This is a genomic window from Candidatus Spyradosoma sp. SGI.093, assembly GCF_050314555.1.
Classification (GTDB): Bacteria; Verrucomicrobiota; Verrucomicrobiia; order Opitutales; family UBA953; genus Spyradosoma.
Genome location: NZ_JBNPNH010000008.1, coordinates 40,211 through 59,289 on the forward strand (window position 1 = coordinate 40,211; position 19,079 = coordinate 59,289).

The following is a 19,079-nucleotide window of genomic DNA, read 5'->3' on the forward strand; positions in this document are numbered from 1 at the left end:
AAAATTCTTTGCGTCTTTGCGCCTTGGCGGGAAAACTTGCATGGAAAGGCTTTCGAGGAAGCGGCAAGAACGTCGCATTTGCTGGAAATTCCGGATCTTTCCGTGTATTCCGTGGTCAAAAACTCCCTTGCCTCGGTCTCTGAAACCGAGGGGTAAACGCCGCGAAGCCCTTTATTCATCAAGGTTTGCCACGACAAATAAATATCAGTCTTGTTTTTGAACACGGGAACGGCGTTCTTTCCCTGATAAAATCTGGGCTCGGAGGCGAAATCGGCGGGGAAACTTGCTGCGGACGGATTTTCGAGGAAGCGACAAGAATGTCGCCTCTCCACTAATAAACTTTTCTTTAATATAAGATTTAAAATCTTTGCGTCTTGTCGCCTTGGCGGGAAAATTTTCTTCGGGAGATTTCAAGGGCAAGCGGGACGCTCGCCCTCCTTTGCGTTCCCGCCGAAAAATCCCTGAAAATCCCCGTAATCCCTGTTGATTTCGGGAGGCGCGCGAGACGCTCAGCTCCCGTAAAAACCTGCGGGAGCGGGAAGCTCAGAACCACTTCTTCACGCGGAAGAAAATCACGGAACCGATGAAGAAGAGCGCCATGAGGCCGCCGACGACGTAAACGCCCGCCTCGGATTCCAGCCCGGGAATGTGCGTGAAGTTCATGCCGAAGAATCCGGTGATGAACGTCGTCGGGATGAACATGAAGGTGATGACGGTGAGGAAGCGGATGATCTCGCTGGTGCGCCGCTCGTGCTCGGAGTGGTAGAAATCCTGCAGTTCCTGGAGAATGATGCGGGAATGCTCGATGCGGTCGAACGCCCGCAGCGTGTGGTCGTAGAGGTCGGAAAAATACATGTCCATTTCCGGCGGGAGCAGCGGATGGTCGTAGCGCTCGAACGTGCGGACCATGTCGCGCAGCGGGTAGATCATGCGGCCGATGCGCACGACGAGGCGCTTCAGGTGGTAGATCGTGCGGATGTCCTCGCCGTCGCTGTCGCCGTCGGCGGCGCGCACCGTCTCGTCCTCCAGGTCCGAAATCGCGTCCTCGATTTCTTCGGTGAGGTAAAGAATGCGGTCCACGAGCGTGTCGATGAGGGTGTAAAGCAGGTAGGGCGAGCCCCACTTGCGGATCTTGCCGGAGTTTTCCGCGATGCGCCGTTCGATGCTTTCGAAGACGAGCTCGCGTTTTTCGTGGAAGGAGATCAGGAAGTTCTTTCCCGCGACGAAAGAAATCTGCTGGCCTTTGGGCTGCATTTCCTCGACACCGAGGCGGACGGCGCGCGCGACCGCGAGAATGATGTCGTCGCCGTATTCCTCGAATTTCGGGCGCGACCAGACGTTGAGGACGTCTTCCTGCGCGAGCATCGGGATGTTGAAGAGCGCGCCGACGACGTGCACCAGCTGCGGATCCTTCATGCCCATCATCTGCACCCAGACGATGCCCTTTTCGGCTTCGGCGTATTTCGCGAGGCGATCGACGTCGGTGAATTCCTCCAGCGAATAGCCGTTTTCGTCGTAGCAGATGACGCGGAACTGCGCGGATTCGAGATTGTCGAACGGCGATTCGACGGGCAGCTGCCCCGGCTCGCGCCCGATTTCGAACATGTCCTCGTCGTCGTCGATTTCTTCGGAGACGGCGGGGCGCGACACGAACGGGAACACGCGGAGCAGCGCCTTGCGGGAACGCGACCAGAAGCGCGAAATCTCCCGGAAAAACTTCGCGCGCGCGATGCGGTGCCTGTTCTTCGCCATGGTCGCGTCTTCCTTTCCTCAAATCGTCCGCGAGGCGGAGCGTTCCAACAGCACGATGGGTTCGCCGTGCCGAAAAAGCGTGATTTGGCCGGACGCGGAAACGACGACGGCGGCGCAGTCCACAGCCTTGGAGATCGCCCACGCCGCGGCGTGGCGCGTGCCGTAGCCGCTCGCGAGCGGCGGCTTCGCGCCCGGATACGTCGCCGTGATCTGGCTGCCCGCGGAATCGATCACGCCGTCGTGGTCGATGACGAACGCGCCGTCGATGAGCGCGAGTTCCTTGACCGTCTCCTCGACGAAGGCGCCCGTGATGTTGCGGTCCTCGCGCGCGAAGCCGCTCAGCGGATTCAGCAGCAGCGGGCGCGTGTGCGGACGGATCTTTTCGCATTCGCCGACGACGAACATCGTGCCGACGGGCTTGCCTTCGCGGCCCTCGACGGCGAGCTCGGTCGCGAGCGCGATCGTGCGTTCCAGCACTTCGGGGCGCACTTTCTGCGGCACGAGATCGTTCGCGCGCGAAGTCATGACGGTCGGAAATTCGTTGGCGACGTCGATGACGAGCACCGAGTCGAGGCGGTTGCTGCGGCTCGTCCCGCCGATGCAGCAGACGCGGTCGCTCGGGCGGATGATGCCGCGCATCAGCCCGATGAACATCGCCGCGCGCAGCTGCGACATGCGGTGATTGCCGAAGGAGCGCACCGTGATGACTTCGGGCTTCTCGCCCGCGTCGGAATGAAAATCGTAGTTCTCCTCGGAGACGATGACGACCTTGAACGTCGGATAGACGAAGTGCTCCAGCAGCGGCGGCGTGCGGAACGTGTCCGCGAACATCAGCATCACGGAGCATTTCGTGCCGCGCGCGAGGCGCTGCGCCGCCTTGCCGATCAGGCGGTTCATGCCCGACTCGTGGTCCTGCGCCTGCCTGGAGACGCCCTTCAGCAGCTTCGAAATTTCGGCGCGGAAATCCTTCAGCGACGCCGCGCCGCGGATCCGCGTCAGAAAATCGGCGTCCGCGAGCGCGTGCGCGATTTCGGAAAGCACGCGGTGATACATGCGCGTCTTCGACGAGGCGAGCACGAGAAAAATGATGCGCGGCCCGGCGTTGAGCGTTCCCGCGACGGGCGCGCGCGGCGCGGCTTCCGCGGGCGGAACCGCGGGAACGGGCGCGCCTTCGGCGGGAGCCGGCGCGGCGGGCTCGGGCGCGGGAACGACGGGCTCCGCATCCGGCAGCCGGCCGACGGCGAACACGAACGGCGGATCGATCATCGCGACCACGTTCGGCACGGTGATGTAGTTCCCGCCGACGCTCGTCGGCATCGACGCCTGGCGCTCCTCCAGCGTCCTGCGCAGCGTGTCGCGCATCGCCGCGGGCGTTCCCGCGGGCAGCGCGACGTCCAGAAGCTCGCCCAGCGCGGCCGCGAAATCACGGCTCTTCAGCTCGATGATGCGGTTCTGCGATAAGAATCGGTCGATGCGCATGGGGCGAACGGTTTGGGGTCAAAAAGGTGTCGAGACAAAAAAAGCAGGTGCCGCGCGCCTGCTTTCTTTCGGCGTCAGCGCTCCCAGTCCAGCGCTCCTTTCTTCACTTCGTACCAGAGGCCGAAAATCACGATGCCCAGGAACACCGCCACCGTCCAGACCACGGGAACGCCGGCCCCGAGAAATTCGCGGTAGATCAGCGCCGCCGGAATCAGGAAGACCACCTCGATGTCGAAGAGGATGAAGAGCATCGCCGTCAGATAAAAACGCACGGAAAAGCGCGGATGGACGGTGCCTTCGCCCTTGAGCCCGCATTCGTAGGGCAGTTTCTGGGAACGGTTCGAGCGTCCGGACTGTCCCGTGATGTGGCTCGCGACGATGATCAGAATCGGGAGACAGATCCCGATGAGCGCCTGAATGAGAATGGGCAGATAATTTTCCTGCATAATGCTTGAGAAGATATTTGCGCCCGCGCGTTTTGGCAAGGCGAAACGGGAGGCGATAAAGGTGAGGAGGTAATGAAGGTTACGAGGTTATGAAGGTTGATTGCGTTTCGCTTCGCGAAAAATTTTTCGAAATCCTTTCGGCGAAGCCGAGCGCAAAGAACCTTCATAACTCCATAACTTCATCACCTCATCACCTTCCGCGCGCATCACCTCATCACCTTCCGCGCGCCGCGCGGCCGTGCGAAATTTGGAGCTTTTCAGGCGCGGGAACAATCGGTAACATCGGCGCTTTCATTTTTCAGATCTCCCACCCATGAACAAAGCAAAATTCGTCAAGGCCGTCATCGCGATCGCGCTCGCCGTCGGCTGTCTCTTCCTGCCTTATGAATCGCTCGGGCTGGTCGGCGCTCACGCCGTCAACGCCGTCGAAATCCGCGTCATCGCGATTTTCGTTCTCGCGGCGCTGTTCTGGATTCTCGAGCCGTTCCCGATCTGGACGACCTCGATGCTCGTCATCGTGCTGATGCTGCTCACGGTGTCGGACAAGGCGCTGATGTTCAGCGCGGGCGGGGACACGCTGTTCTCCTTCCAGACCGATCCCGCGACGGGAGAGAAGTTCGCCAATCTCGTGAACTACAAGGGCATCATGGCGACGTTCGCGGACCCGATCATCATGCTCTTCCTCGGCGGGTTCTTCCTCGCCGCGGCGGCGACGAAATACAAGCTCGACATGAATCTCGCGCGCTTCCTGCTGAAGCCCTTCGGCACGAATCCGAAGTTCGTCCTGCTCGGGCTCATGGCGATCACGGCGCTTTTCTCGATGTTCATGTCGAACACGGCGACGGCGGCGATGATGCTCGCGATTCTCGCGCCGGTGCTCTCGCTTTTCGACGAAGACGACAAGGGACGCGCGGCGTTCGCGCTCGCGATTCCGATCGCCGCGAACGTCGGCGGCATGGGCACGCCAATCGGCACGCCGCCGAACGCGATCGCGCTCAAGGCGCTCGGCGACATGAACGCGACCGTCTCCTTCGGCAAATGGATGGCGTTCGGCATTCCCTACGTGATCATTCTCATTCTCGCGGCGTGGGCGCTGCTGCTGTGGATGTTCCCGATTTCCAAAAAGAAGATGGAGCTGAACGTCGGCGGAGAATTTCTCAAGACGCCCAAGGCGATCATCGTCTACGTCACGTTCGCGGTAACGGTGCTGCTCTGGGTGCTCGGCAAGGACATCGTCGGCATCGACTCAAACATGGTCGCGATGATTCCGATGGCCGTCTTCGCGCTGACGCAGGTCATCACGAAGAAGGACCTCAACGGCATGAGCTGGGACGTGCTCTGGCTCGTCGCGGGCGGCTTCGCGCTCGGTCTCGGCCTGCAGAAGACGGGGCTCGCGGCTCACCTGATCGGCGCGATTCCGTTCGACACGTGGCCGGCGTTCGGCCTGATGGTCGGCGCGGGCGTGATCTGCCTTTTCATGGCGAACTTCATGTCGCACACGGCGACGGCTTCCCTGCTCGTCCCGATTATCGCGGTCGTGGGCGTGAACGTCGGCGCTTCGATGGACGCGCTCGGCGGCGTGGTCGCCCTGCTCGTTTCCGTGGCGTTCGCCTCGTCGCTCGGCATGGCGCTTCCGATTTCGACTCCGCCGAACGCGCTCGCGCACGCGACCGGACTCGTGGACACGAAGGGCATGGCGAAGACGGGCGTCATCATCGGCCTGCTCGGCATGCTGCTGACCTACGCGATGATGATTCTGCTCGCGTATCTCGGCGTGTTCACGCCCATCCGCGCGGAAGGCTCGGTGCACGAGGTCGCGGCGGAAAAGGTGTCCATGCTCGCCCCGGAAAACGTCGAAGTCGAAAAGAACGGGGAGGCGCACGCCGTTCCCGCGCCTCCCGTGGACGTGTTCGCGCCCGGTTCCGTCGAAAAGGACGCGCCCGAGCAGGACGCCTCCGCTTCCGCCGCCGTCCCGGCGAAATAAGCGTTCCCGCGTTCCGCACGAAAAACGTTCCCGCTCAATCCCGCGGGAACGTTTTTTTGCGTCCGAAGCGTTTTTTGGAGGCGAAGTTTTCGTAGGGTAAAAAAACTACGCTGAGCGATTTCGTCCCGTCGGGGCTTCTGCGCTCATCCGCGGCATCTGCGGCGAAAGCGACGGATTTTCACTCGCGGGATTTTCGGAAAAAATCTTAAAATCGCGCTCACGAAAGGAAAATTTTCGCCATGAAGTCACGCAGCCGTTCTTCAAACTTTTTCAGTTCCGTCGCGCGCTCGCGACGCACCGTCGCCGCGGGCGTTCCCGCGTTCCTGCTCGCGGCCGCCATCGCGCTCGGCGTTTCCGCCGTTCCCGCGCGCGCCGCGAACGTCACCGTCTATGAATCCGACGGCACGACGGAGCGCGCTTCGGGCGACTCGCTCGGCGACGTCGCGGCTTCCGTCCAAAACGGCGACGTCGTCGAATTCTCGAGCGGCCGGGTGAGCGGCGGCTCGCTCTCGTTCACGGGAGACACGACGCTCACGCTGCAGTCCGCCGTCGCGGGGACGCAGGTCGAGGCGTCGGGGATTTCCGTCGACACCGGCGCGCTGACGCTGAATCTGAAAGATCTCTCGCTCACGAGCTACGCGACCAACCCGTTCGCGCAGACCTCTTGGGACGGAATCAGAATCGTCGGCGACAACGCGACGATTCAGAACTGCGCTTCTTCGAATCGCGGCGGCGCGGTTTTCGCCGACGTGGGCGACGTCGCCGTTTCGAGCACGACGACTTTCTCGAACAACAAGGCGCAGTCGAATGTGTGGGGCAGCGGCGGCGCGATTCTCGCGTACGCCGGAAACGTTTCCGTTTCGGGCACGACGACTTTCACGAACAACAAGACGACCCAGCCCAACGGCGTCTCTTACGGCGGCGCGATCTGCGCGATTCGAACATTCGTCATGTTCCCGTCCGGTCTTTTCGGCGACGTGGGCGGCGACGTCACCGTCTCGGGCGAGACGCTCTTCTCCGGCAACAAGGCGGCGACCGCCGGCGGCGCGATTTTCGCCTACCGGAACGTCCTCGTCTCGGGCAAGACGACTTTCGAAAACAACACGGCGGCAACCGCCGGCGGCGCGATTTACGCGGAAGGCTACGTCAAATTTTGGGGCGACGGCTCCGAGTCGACGTTTTCGGGCAACACCGCGGACGGCGAGGCGAACGACCTGCGCGCGCTCTACGTCGTCATCACGGACGCGGGAACGTATTCCTTCGGCGGCGGCGTCGAGCTCGTGCCCTCGAGCGGAGCCGGAGGCACGCTCGAAATCAGCGGCGGCGCGCAAGTCACGTTCACCGGAGGCGCGGTCAATTACGTCGGCGGCACGGCGACGGTGAAAGGCGCGGAAACGACGGCGAAGTTCGAAAACGCAGGCGCGGCGTCCAACACGTTCGACGGCGGGTTCAAGCTTCTCGACGGCGCGACGGTCGAGCTCTCCGGCTCGGGCGTGACGCTGAACGTCAAAAACTGGACGGACGACGCGACGAGCGCGCTGACGCTCGGCGCGGGAACGAAACTCGCGCTGACGTCGGACTCCTCGGCGACGACGATCCGCTCCGCGCTGACGCTCGACGGCGACCTCGACGCGGGAACGGACGCGCTGACGCTCGCGGGAACGACGAACGCGGGCGGCGAAATCGTCGCGGGAACGCTCGCCGTTTCCGGCACGGCGACGCTTTCGGGCGCGGTCTCCGCGGGCGCGACGGAAGTTTCCGGCACGCTGACGCTCGACGGCGCGGCGGGCGTTTCGCGCGAACTCGGCAACGTGACGATGAGCTCGGGCGGCATGTTCGAAGTGAACACGGACGCGACGGCGGACGTCGTTTTCGCGGCGGACTCGACGGGCGCGACGGTGAGCGTTTCCGGCGCGACGCTGACCGGGAACGTGACGCTGAGCGGCGACGCGACGAACGCGCTGAATCTCTCGAACGCGACGATCGCGGGAACGCTGACGGCGACGGGCGGCACGCTCTCGCTCGACGGCGAGAACGCGGCGGACCGCGTCAGAATCGGCTCGGGCGCGGTCGTGACGCAGACCGAAGGCGCGACGCTGAGCGCGACGGCGGTGGACGTCGTCGATTCGACCTTCGTTCTGGAACGCGGCGCGAGCATCGGCGCGGCGGTTTACGTCGAAAGCGGCAGGGCGGAAATCGCGGGAACGATCGCGAATCACCTCGAGCTGACGAACGGCTCAACGCTGACGGCGTCGGCGGACTCGACCGTCCGCTCGCTCTACGCGGAAAATTCGAGCGTGAATCTCGCGGGCGAGGCGGAGACGGTGCGCGTCGTACGCGACGAGAACGCGGCGGAAGACCTCGCGGCGAGCGAGATTTCCGGCTCCGTGAGCGGGCGGCTTTCCGTGGTGAACGCGGAGGCGACGCTTTCCGGAAGCGCGGCGAACGTGAGCGTCGCCGGCTCGGGCGCGAACTTCACGCAGACGGCGGACGGCGCGATTTCCGGCACGCTTGACGCGTCGCACGGCGCGACGGCGACGCTCGCGGGGACGGTTTCGAAAATCCGGATCAACGCCTTTGATCAAAACGCCGCCGAGGAAGGCACGACGACCGTGACGCTCGAGGCGGCGGGCACGACGCTCGAAGCGCTGGAGATTCACGGCGACGCGCTGCTGACGGCGAAGACCGGCGAAGGTGAAGGCACGACGTGGAACGCGCTTGAAGTGACGACCGCGATCGCGGACGGCGCGGGCAAGATCAAGGGCGGCGACGTGACGCTGAACGGACTTTCGGGGACGACGGCGGTCACCGCCATGGGCACGCTGACGCTGAACGGCGCGACGCGCACGAGCGGCGACGTCGTCGCGAACGGGAAGCTGGTGATTTCCTCCGGCGCGGAAGCGACGCTGAGCGGTCAGGTCGGCGCGGGCGAAGCGCGGATCGACGGCACGCTGACGCTCACGGGAACGGACTGGGAGCAGAGCGACGGACTCGGCGCCCTGATTTCGGTCGGCGAGAACGGCGCGTTCGTCGTCGATTACATCGCGGCATCGACGATCCGCGTGGATTCCGCGAGCACGATTTCGCTGAAGAACGGCGCGTGGCTTTCGGCGGCGCTTTCGTTCAAGACGAAGACGCTCGAGCTGAGCGGCGGCGCGAAGCTCCACAACGCGTTCCGCAACGAGGATCAGACGCTCGAAGTCGTCGAAAAGATCGAAGACGGCGACGGCACGATCGAAGGCGGCACGGTGACGCTGCACGGCGGCGTGAGCGGGAACGTGAACGTTTCAGCAATGAAGGATCTGAATCTCGGCGGCGAAACGAAGACGACGGGAACGCTCTCGGCGGACACGATTCGGTTGCTTTCGGACGCTGCGCTGACGGCGGACTTTTCCAAGGTTTCCGTGGGCGAGTCGCTCACCGTGAACATGGACGCGACGGCGACGCTGACGATCGACACGGCAGGCGCGGTCGTGGACAAGCTGCAGGTGGACGGCGCGGTGACGCTGACGGGCGGGAACGCGTTTTCGCTCGAAACTCTGCGCGGCTCGGGAACGGTCGAAAAGACGGGCGCGGGCGCGCTGACGCTCGGCGCGAGCGCGGATTTCGCAGGAACGTTGAAGATTTCCGCGGGCGCGGCGACGCTGAGCGCAGGCGCGACGTTCGGCGGCTCGCTCGGATTTTTCTCAGAAAATGAAACGCTGACCGCTCACGACGGCGCGACGATCGCGGGAACGCTGACGCTGGGCTCGGGAACGACGCTCGAGCTCGGCGGGCACGACGCGAAGGCGACGGTTTCCGTGGGCGCGCTCGTGCAGGGCGGCGCTTCCGCGCAGGCGTTTTCGCTGCGCGCGCGGAACGCTTCCGCGGGAACGACGACGATCGTGCACGACGTGTATTCGGCGAACGAATACGACGTGCTGCGCGTCGGCTCCGGCGCGGATCTGAGCTTCGCGACGGCGCTCCTGCGCGCGGGAACGGGGCTCGACGTGAACGCGCTCGCCGCCGCGCCGGACGGCGTGACGCTGACGCTCGTCGAGGGCGACGTGGCGCACGGCTACGGCGCGCTGGTTTTGGCGGACGAGTTCGACCTGGTGAATATCGCGCTGAGCGCGGACGGCACGACGGCTTCGGCGGGCTTGGGCGCGGCCGCGCTCGCGGCGGGCGTTTTCCCGCTCGAGACGACGTCGGCGCAGCGCGCGACGGCGCAGGCGGCGACGCTCGCGGGAACGGCTTCGGGCTACGGCGCGGCGCTGAACGCGCTGACGAATCCGCACGACACGCTCGCGGCGCTCGACGCGCTCGGGGCGGCGCACGCGGCGTCGATGATGCCGGCGCAGATTGACGGGGCGTGGAACCGTCTGCGCGGCGTGATGAACGCGGCAGGAACGGGCGCGCGCCTCGGCGCGGAGACGGAGCTCGCGGCGTGGGCGCAGTACGCGGGCAGCTGGACGGACGTGGACGCGTCGCGGGAACGCGCCTCGTGGACGCGTCGGATGCACGGCGCGCACGTGGGCGTGGAGGGCGCGTTCGCGTCCGGTTGGACGGCGGGCGCGGCGCTCGGCTACGAGGATTCCGAGCAGAAAGTCGGCGGGGCGAAGATCGCGGACGACGCGCTTTCGGCGAGTTTCTACGCGCGGCGGGAAGAAGGTCCGCTCACGCAGACGGCGGCGCTTTCGTTCGCGCGTCACGATTACGAGACGCGTCGCGCGGTCGCGTTCCCGGGCTACGCGGGGCGGACGCGCGGGGACACGCTCGGTTTCACGGCGGCGCTGAGCTACGAGGCGTCGTACGCGTTCGCGGTCGCGGACTGGGCGAAAGTTTCGCCGGTGGCGAGCCTGAGCGCGGCGTGGAACACGATCGAAGGCTGGACGGAAAGCGGCGCGGACGCGGCGCTGCGCATCGGCGACCAGGACGCGCTCACGTGGCTCGCGGGCGCGGGCGCTCGCGCGGATTTCGAGTTCGCGAATCCGTTCACGGACGCGGCGAAGGCGCGCGTGGGCGCGTACGCGCTGTTCACGGCGGAGTTCGGCGAGCGCAGCTGCGGCGTGGACGCTTCGTTCGCGGACACGGGCGAGGGCTTCAGGCAGGGCTACGACGATCCTTCGCGCTATGCGCTTCAGCTGGGCGCGACGGCGTCGCTTCCGCTGAGCGGGAACACGGCTCTCTTCGGCGGCGTTTCGACGGAGCTCCGCGAAGACGAGACGAACCTGAACGCGAACGTCGGCGTGCGCTTCACGTGGTGAGGCGCGCGCGTTCGCGCGCTTTTGGAGAAGCGACATTCTTGTCGCTTTTCGGAATCCTTCAAAGAAAATTTCCTTAAAAAAAACTTCAACAAGCGACTGGAAAGTCGCTTCCCAAAAAGGCAACGGGAACGCTGATCAACAGCCGCCCCGTCGGGACCTGTGCCATCCACTATTCACTATTCATTATCCACTATCCGTTATCCACCATCCGTTATCTTCCGGGTCAAGACGCCGTGAAGAACTTCAGGGCGTGCGCGAAGGCTTCGGGAGAGCGCCGCAGCGCCGCGTGCCCGCAGGGCGCGGAGACGACGCGCGCGGGAACGCCGGGAAGCGGCAGAAACTGCGGCGCGACCTTCGCGTCGCGTTCGCCGCGCACGATCAGCAGCGGCGGGAACGCTCCGTTTTTCGGAAGCGGAATCCGGCGCAGCGGCGAATCTTCCGTGTGGCGCAGATCCGGCAGGCAGCGGCACAGAAAGCGCGCGGGCGGGAAGATTTTCCGCACGCGTTCCGGCCAGAAGGAGCCCTGATTCGGCGGCGCGAACATCGCGACCGCGGCGACGCGCGCGAGCTCTTCCCGCGAAAACTCCGAAAGCGCCACGCGCAGCAGAATTCCGCCCATGCTGTGCGTCGCGAAAAAGATCTTCTCTCCCGCCGGCATTTTTTCGAAAAGCGCGCGGAGCCGTTCCCGCAGGATCTCTCCGTGACGGAAAACGCCGAGCCGGCTGGTCGGATAATCGTAGGCGAACGCGCGGAAACCCGCCGCGGCGAAGCGTTCCGCGAGCAGGTTCATGGACGGAGCGCGCATCAGCAGGCCGTGAATCAGCACGACGGTTCCGCGCGCGGGAACGTCCGAAGCCGCCGGAAATTCCTCGAACGCGAAACCCCGCCGAAAATAGCCGCGCACGTCGAAAAGCGTTCCCGCGCGGGAACGCTTCGCGGCGCGCTTTTCGTCGGCGGACGCCTTCACGAGCAGAAGACGAGAATGAGCAGCTGCGCCGTGAGCACGCGCAGGAACATCGTGAGCGGATAGACGGTCGCGTAGGCGACGTTCGGCGCTTCGTTCTGCGCGACGCTGTTCGCGTAGGCGAGCGCGGGCGGGTCCGTCGTCGCGCCCGCGACGAGTCCCATCACGGAATAATAGTTCAGTCTGAAAACGCCGCGCGCCACGAAGCCCACGACGAGCAGCGGCACCGTCGTGATGCAGAAGCCGATCAGCACCCACCAGTAGCCGCCGCCGATCACCGCCTGCAGAAAGCCGTCGCCCGCGCCGAGCCCGACGCTCGCGAGAAAGAGCAGAATGCCGATTTCGCGGATCATCAGATTCGCCGCGATCGGCGTGTAGGTGACGAGGTGAGACTTGTAGCCCCAGCAGCTGATCAGAATCGCGATGATGAGCGGACCGCCCGCGAGCCCCAGCTTCAGCGGCTGCGAAAGCCCGGGAACGGCGAACGGAATACTCCCGAAAAAGACGCCCAGCGCGATGCCGAGGAAGATCGAGACGAGGTTCGGGTGGTCGAGCCGCTTCAGCTCATTGCCGAGCACTTTTTCCACTTCGTTCACCGCGTGCTCGGGACCGACGACGTTCACGCGGTCGCCTATCTGCAGGCGCAGCGTCGGCGAGGCGACCTGCACGACGCCCGCGCGGTTGATGCGCGTGATCGCCACGCCCATCGCCGTGTAGGCGGCGAGGCGCGAAAGCGGGCGCCCGTTCATGTTCTCGCGCGTCACGATGATGCGCCGGCGCACGATGGCGGACTTGATGTGCTCCCAGTCCTCGACGCCCCAGTTGATGACCTTGCCGAAGAACGCGCCGACCATTTCCGCGTCTTCCTTGAAGACGATGACGAAGAGGCGGTCGCCCGCGGCGAGCACGGTGTCGCCCGTGGCGACCGTCGGCGCGTTCTCGCCGCGACGATGGCGCGAGATGACGAACGGGCGGCTGAACAGGCGCGTGATTTCGGAAATCTTCTTGCCGATGATCGCCGGATTCTGCACCTCCAGCGAAATCGCGGCGGACGTGTCGCCCTGCTCCTTTTCGAGCGCCTTGATCGCAGCGGTCTCCTTGTCGAGGGAAATCTTGAAGACCGCGCGCACGACGATCAGCGAAAGAATGATGCCCACGACGCCGAGCGGATACGCGCACGCGTAGCCCTGCCCGAGCGTTCCCGCGAGCCGCTCGATCGCGCCGTCCGTCGCCTCCGGATTCGTCTTCACGATTTCCGCGAGCGCCTGCTGCGCCGCGCCGAGTCCGGGCGTGTTCGTGATCGCGCCGGAAAGCACGCCGACCATCGTCGGCATCGGAATGCCCGTCAGAAAATGGAAGACGATCGTCAGCAGCACGCCGAGCAGCACGACGGACGCCGCGAGCCCGTTCATCAGCATTCCGCCCTTCTTGAACGAGGCGAAAAAGCCCGGTCCGACCTGAAGCCCGATCGTGAACACGAACAGAATCAGTCCGAATTCCTTGACGAAATGGAGCACGTTCCCGTTGACGGAAAAGCCGAGCTGCCCGAGCAGAATCGCCACGAAGAGCACCAGCGTGATGCCCAACGAAATGCCGAAGACCTTGATGCGTCCCAAGGGAATGCCGATCGCGATCGCGATGCAGAAAAGCAGCACCGTGTGCGCGACTCCGTTCGTGTCCGCGTAAAACAGGTTGATGATCCAGTCCATACGAAAAAAACTTGCGCGCGAAAATACTCCTTCGCGCCCCGCGAAACAATTTTATTTTCCCGCGCCGACGTGCGCCCGCCGAATCGCGAAAAAAAAGCGTTCCCGCGGGTTTTGCGGGAACGCTTCGTCTTGCGGAAGAATCCGTGAAATCAGCGGCGCGGGCGGCGCGGTCCGCGGTCGCGGTCACCGCCGCGGCGGGGGCGGTCGCCTCCGCGCGGTTCAGCGGCGCGCGGCTCGTAGGGGCGGCCTTCCTTTTCCGCGATCGCGGCGCGGCGGGAGAGGCGGACGCGGCCCTTTTCGTCGATGCCGACGCACTTCACGATGATTTCGTCGCCGAGCTTGCAGAGGTCTTCGACCTTGTCGAGGCGTTCGTCCGTGAGCTCGGAAATGTGCACGAGACCTTCCTGGCCCGGCAGGCACTCGACGAAGCAGCCGAATTCCTTGATCGAGCGGACGATGCCCTTGTAGGTCTTGCCGACTTCGATCTGCGCCGCGACGAGGTTGATTTCCGAAATCGCGAGCTGCATGGATTCCTCGCTCGTCGCGAAGATGTCCACGCGGCCGGAATTGTCCTCGTTGATGTCGATCTGCGCGCCGGAGAGCTCGCAGATGCGGCGGATGTTCTTGCCGCCCGGCCCGATGAGCGCGCCGATCTTGTCCGGCGGGATCATGACGGTGTGGATGCGCGGCGCGGTGGGCTTGACGGTCGCGTTCGGCGCCGCCTTGGCTTCGGTGATCATGCCGAGAATCTTGTCGCGAGCGACGCGGTTCTGGCGGATCGCCTCCTTGGCGATTTCAATCGGCAGGCCGTGAATCTTGAGGTCGAGCTGGAAGCCCGTGATGCCCGCGGCGGTGCCGCAGATCTTGAAGTCCATGTCGCCGAAGTGGTCTTCCGCGCCGATGATGTCGGTGAGGACGACGTGCTTGACAATCTTGCCGTTTTCGTCCGGGAGCGTCACGAGGCCGCAGGAGATGCCCGCGACGGGCGCGGAGATCGGAACGCCGGCGTCCATGAGCGCGAGCGTGCCGCCGCAGACGGAAGCCATCGAGGTCGAGCCGTTCGATTCCATGATTTCGGAGGAAAGGCGGATCGAGTACGGGAAGTCCTCTTCGCTCGGGAGCACGGGAACGAGAGAGCGTTCCGCGAGCGCGCCGTGGCCGATTTCGCGGCGACCGGGCGAGCCGAACTTGCCGCATTCGCCGACCGAGAACGGCGGGAAGTTGTAGTGCAGAATGAAGGTCTTGGACTTCGGGCCGCCGGCGAGGCCGTCGAGCTCCTGCGCGTCCTTGCCCGTGCCGAGCGTCGCGATGACGAGCGCCTGCGTTTCGCCGCGCTGGAAGAGCCCCGTGCCGTGGACGCTCGGGAGCACGTCCGTCTTGCACGAGATCGGGCGCAGCTGGTCGAGCGCGCGGCCGTCCGCGCGGACGCCCTTGTTCAGAATGCCTTCGCGATAGACTTTTTCCTGCAGTTCCTCAAACGCGATGTTGACGTGGCGCGGATCGACGTTGTCTTCGCCGAACGCCGCGAGCACGGCTTCCTTGGCTTCCGCCTTGACGGCGTCCACCGCGGCGTTGCGCTCGAGCTTGCCCGGCAGATAGACCGCCTTGGCGAGCTTGTCGTCCGTGTTCGCGATCTTTTCGCAGAGCTCAAAGACCTTCGGGTCGCAGATGACGAGCGGGAACTCCTTTTTCGGCTTGCCGCATTTGGCGGCGAGCTCGCGCTGCGCGGCGATGATCTTCTGAATCGCCTTCTGCGCGAATTCGAGGGCTTCGATGAAGCGCTCGTCCGGCAGCTGGTCGGCGGAGCCTTCGATCATCATCATGTCCTGCTCGTTGCCGACGTAAACGAGGTCGAGCGCGGATTCGTCCATCTGCGCGTGCGTTGGGTTGACGACGAACTCGCCGTCGACTTCGCCGATGCGCACGCCGGCGATCGGGCCGTTCCACGGAATGTCCGAGCAGAGCAGCGCGGCGGACGCGCCGTTGATCATGAGGATGTCCGGATCCGTCGTCTTGTCCGTCGCGAGGAGCAGACCGATGACCTGCACTTCGTTCATGAATCCCTTGGGGAAGAGCGGACGCAGCGGGCGGTCCACCTGGCGCGACGTCAGGATTTCCTTTTCCGAGGGGCGCCCTTCGCGCTTGAAGTAGCCGCCCGGGAAGCGCCCGGCGGCGGCGAATTTTTCGCGGTAATCGACCGTGAGCGGGAAGAAATCCTGGTCGGGAGAGCGCAGCTCGTTGGCGGCGGTCGCCGTGACGAGCACTTCCGTTCCGCCGACCGAGACGGTGACGGAGCCGTTGGCTTGGCGGGCGATGGAGCCCGTGCTGATCGTGAGACCGTATTCTTCGATCGTCACACTGTATTCTTGTTGCATATCGTTTTTTGTTTTCTTTGTGTCCCCGCGGGATTGCGGGAACGGGGGTTGTTTCTTTTGTTTGGAAAAAAGGGAGCGGGGAGAGAGAAGAGAGCGGCGCGCGCGGCGCGGAGAGAAAAATCAAAAAGCGTTCCCGCGAGCTTTTGAATTCTCGCGGGAACGCTTTTTTGCGCTTATCGGCGGAGACCGAGTTTCTGAATGATCGCCTCGTAAGCTTCGAGCTTGTTCTTCTTCAGATAGTTCAGGAGCTTGCGGCGGCGGTTCGTCATCGCGATCAGACCGTGGCGGCTGTGGAAGTCTTTCTTGTGCGTGCGGAGGTGCTCGGTGAGGTGAGCGATGCGCGCGGAAAGAAGAGCGATCTGGACTTCGGAGGAGCCGGTGTCCTTTTCGCTGAGTTTATAATTGCTGATGATTTCGGATTTGTCGTACATGTTCGTTGTTTTGTTTTCAGAGCTGAAAGACGCGCCCGAAGGGGAACGCCGCGTCCCGGACCCGAAAGTCTGAAACGCCGTCTCACGGCGGTCGCCCGCCGCAACTCCGGCTCCGCGAGGCTCACACCCCGCGAAACTCGACGAATTAGGGAGTAATGATGGACTTTCCCGCGCCTCCCCGCAAGCGAAAATTCCCGATCTCGATTCGCGCGCGATGCGCGGGGAAGGTGATGAGGTGATGAAGTTATGGAGTTATGAAGGTTGATTGCGTTTCGCTTCGCGAAAAAGATTTTTTGAAATCCTTTCGGCGGAGCCGAGCGCAAAGAACTTCCATAACCTCATAACCTTCATAACCTCGTCACTTCCGTCAGCGCCTTCATCTTCACGATTCGGCGTTCCCGCCCGAGCTCCGGGATTTTTCGCCGCGGTCCTGCTTCGGCTTGCCGACGAAGTCGAACTTCACGGGAACGCCGCCGAGATCGAACGCCGCGTAGAACTTCGAAATCAGGTAGCGCTCGTAGGCCTCGTCGAGCTTCTCCTCCGAATTGCAGAAGAGGCGGACGCGCAGCGGCTTGTTGCCCGTCTGCACCGCGTAGTAGCACTTGAAGCGGCGGCCGCTGATCATGCGCGGCGGCTGCGCCTCCATCGCGTCGTGAATCGCGCGGTTGATCTGCGCCGTCGGCAGCTGCACGTTCATGCGCGCGTGGAGCGCAATCGCCTCGGCGAGCATCGTCTGCACGCGGAAGTTCTCCTTGGCGGACGCGAAGATGATCTTGGAGCCGGGCAGGAAAAAGAGCTCGCGGTTCACGGCGGCGGCGAAGGCGCGGCGGAACTCCTCCTCGCCCGAATAACCGCCGACGGGCGTTCCCGCCGCGAAATGCTTCCGCGCCAGGTCCCACTTGTTCACGACGACGACGAGCCCCGTGCCGAGCTTCACGAGCTGCCCCGCGAGCTGCTTGTCGAGCCGCGTCACGCCCGTCTCCGCGTCGATGACGAGAAAGCACACGTCCGCGCGGCTCATCGCGTCGTCCGTGCGCAGCGCGGAAAAATACTCCAGCGTGTCGAACTTGTTCTTCGCGCGCTTGCCGGCGGTGTCCACGAGCTCGAAATGCGTGACGTTCCCGTCCTTGTCCGTGTAGTCCAGGCGCGCCTTGATCGGGTCGCGCGTCGTTCCCGCGACCTCGCTGACGATGAGGCGCGATTCCTTCAGCAGACAGTTGCCGAGCGAGCTCTTGCCGACGTTCGGTCTGCCGGCGAGGCAGATGCGGATCGGCTCGGGCTCGCGTGCGGCGGACGCGGCGTCCTCCGCGGGAGCGGGCGCGCCGATTTTTTCCAGAATCGCCTGACGCAGGAAATCCAGCCCGCGGTTGTGTTCCGCCGAAATCAGAATCGGCGTGCCGAAGCCGAGACGGAAAAAGTCGCCCTGCCCCATTTTGCGGTCGTCGTTGTCCACTTTGTTGACGACGAGGAGCACCGTCTTCCCGCTGCGGCGCAGGCGCGCGGCGACGTCGAGGTCGAGCGGCGTGCAGCCCTGCGAGACGTCCGTCACGAGCAGCACGAGCTCCGCCGCCTGAATCGCGAAGGCGACCTGCTCCTCCACCGCGTCGGCGATGACCTTGGGCGTCTCCTTTTCCGTGAAGAGCCCGATGCCGCCCGTGTCCATGAGCAGGTAGTCGTCCCCGGGAACGCGCTCGACGATGAGGTCGCGCGTCACGCCGGGCATGTCGTGCACGATGGAGACGCGACGCCCGAGCAGGCGGTTGAACAGCCGGCTCTTGCCGACGTTGGGGCGCCCGACGACGGCGACGCTGCGCGGAATTTCGTTCTGCTTGGCCATATGATTTTCGGCGCAGTCTCGCAGATTTCCTCCGCGGACGCAATGCGGGAACGCGCGCGGCTCAGAGAGCGATTTTTTCGATGAAGTAGCGGATCTGGCGGCGCCACCAGTCCCAGTCGTGATTGACGTCCTTGCCCCAGTAGTCGACCCACGCGGGAACGCCCTTGTCGCGGAGAACGCCTTCGAGGAGCCGCGTGCTCGCGATCAGCTCGTCTTCCCACGCGCCCTGGCCGACGCAGAAAATCATGCGGCTGCGGCGGAAAAGCGCCATGTAGGGATGCGCGGCGGGCATGTTGCGCAGGCTGTCCGCGGGCGAGTTGAGATAGACGAGGTCGTCCATGTAGTCGCCGAAGAAGAAGCCCGCGTGGTAGAGCCCGCTGAGCGAGACGACGACGTCGAAGACCTGCGGCGCGCGGAAGAAGAAGTTCGCCGCGTGAAAGCCGCCCATGCTGCAGCCGGTCGTCATCAGCGTCGCGGGCGCGTTCGGGTCCTGCGCCTTGAGCGCGGGAACGAGTTCGTCGAGCACGTAGCGGAACCACGCCTCGTGCTTCTCGATGCGTTCCCGCGGCGGGAGGTCCTTCGCCGACCAGGTTTCGCCGTCGATGCCGTCCACGCAGACGAGGCGGAGCTTTCCGGCTTCGATTTCGGGCCGGAGCGCCTCGACCATGCCGAAGTTTTCGAAATCGAAATAGCGACCGTTCTGCGGCGGGAACGCGAGGCAGATTTTCCCGGCGTTCCCGAAGATTTTGCATTCCATGTCCCGCCCGAGAGAGCGGCTGTGCTGCTTGAAGAGATTTCCGTTCATGTTGAAAAAAAATTAGTTATGGGTGGACGGTGACAGGTGACAGGAGGATAC

The 19,079-nt window shown here is 64.1% G+C and carries 11 protein-coding genes; 2 read left to right on the top strand and 9 right to left on the bottom strand.

Annotated elements, in window-relative coordinates:
- Window positions 1-543 precede the first annotated feature (543 nt).
- The 3 genes from corA to ACQREB_RS07700 form a co-directional block, all read right to left on the bottom strand.
- Window positions 544-1,752, bottom strand: coding sequence for a magnesium/cobalt transporter CorA (corA, locus tag ACQREB_RS07690; RefSeq protein WP_427767309.1), 1,209 nt, complete (start codon window positions 1,750-1,752; stop codon window positions 544-546).
- An 18-nt stretch (window positions 1,753-1,770) separates the two neighbouring features.
- A complete protein-coding gene (locus ACQREB_RS07695; protein WP_427767311.1) occupies window positions 1,771-3,231 on the bottom strand; it encodes a diadenylate cyclase in 1,461 nt (486 codons plus the stop codon).
- Window positions 3,232-3,305: 74 nt separating this feature from the next.
- Entirely contained in the window at window positions 3,306-3,677 is a 372-nt protein-coding gene (locus ACQREB_RS07700) for an NADH-quinone oxidoreductase subunit A (RefSeq protein ID WP_427767313.1), read from the bottom strand.
- A 313-nt stretch (window positions 3,678-3,990) separates the two neighbouring features.
- Here ACQREB_RS07700 and ACQREB_RS07705 point away from each other — a divergent pair, with 313 nt between their 5' ends.
- Together ACQREB_RS07705 and ACQREB_RS07710 are read left to right on the top strand one after the other, a co-directional pair.
- The gene (locus tag ACQREB_RS07705) at window positions 3,991-5,661 is read left to right on the top strand and encodes an SLC13 family permease (protein WP_427767314.1); all 1,671 of its coding nucleotides are present in this window, start codon (window positions 3,991-3,993) and stop codon (window positions 5,659-5,661) included.
- Window positions 5,662-5,900: 239 nt separating this feature from the next.
- Complete coding sequence (locus tag ACQREB_RS07710; RefSeq protein ID WP_427767317.1) at window positions 5,901-10,907, top strand: autotransporter domain-containing protein; 5,007 nt, start codon at window positions 5,901-5,903, stop codon at window positions 10,905-10,907.
- A gap of 223 nt (window positions 10,908-11,130) precedes the next feature.
- On the opposite strand, the gene ACQREB_RS07715 is transcribed toward ACQREB_RS07710, so the two are convergent.
- The 6 genes from ACQREB_RS07715 to ACQREB_RS07740 all read right to left on the bottom strand — a co-directional run bounded on the left by ACQREB_RS07715 (window position 11,131) and on the right by ACQREB_RS07740 (window position 19,028).
- Window positions 11,131-11,874 (bottom strand): esterase/lipase family protein, encoded by a 744-nt coding sequence (locus ACQREB_RS07715; RefSeq protein WP_427767319.1) that lies wholly within the window; start codon window positions 11,872-11,874, stop codon window positions 11,131-11,133.
- A complete protein-coding gene (locus ACQREB_RS07720; RefSeq protein WP_427767322.1) occupies window positions 11,871-13,580 on the bottom strand; it encodes a putative transporter in 1,710 nt (569 codons plus the stop codon). The genes ACQREB_RS07715 and ACQREB_RS07720 overlap by 4 nt, the downstream gene beginning before the upstream one ends.
- A gap of 149 nt (window positions 13,581-13,729) precedes the next feature.
- The gene (locus tag ACQREB_RS07725; RefSeq protein ID WP_427767324.1) at window positions 13,730-15,955 is read right to left on the bottom strand and encodes a polyribonucleotide nucleotidyltransferase; all 2,226 of its coding nucleotides are present in this window, start codon (window positions 15,953-15,955) and stop codon (window positions 13,730-13,732) included.
- A gap of 173 nt (window positions 15,956-16,128) precedes the next feature.
- Window positions 16,129-16,386 (bottom strand): 30S ribosomal protein S15, encoded by a 258-nt coding sequence (rpsO, locus tag ACQREB_RS07730; RefSeq protein WP_427767327.1) that lies wholly within the window; start codon window positions 16,384-16,386, stop codon window positions 16,129-16,131.
- Between the two features lie 382 nt (window positions 16,387-16,768).
- The gene (der, locus tag ACQREB_RS07735) at window positions 16,769-18,223 is read right to left on the bottom strand and encodes a ribosome biogenesis GTPase Der (RefSeq protein WP_427767329.1); all 1,455 of its coding nucleotides are present in this window, start codon (window positions 18,221-18,223) and stop codon (window positions 16,769-16,771) included.
- Between the two features lie 61 nt (window positions 18,224-18,284).
- The gene (locus tag ACQREB_RS07740; protein WP_427767332.1) at window positions 18,285-19,028 is read right to left on the bottom strand and encodes an esterase family protein; all 744 of its coding nucleotides are present in this window, start codon (window positions 19,026-19,028) and stop codon (window positions 18,285-18,287) included.
- Window positions 19,029-19,079: the final 51 nt, after the last annotated feature.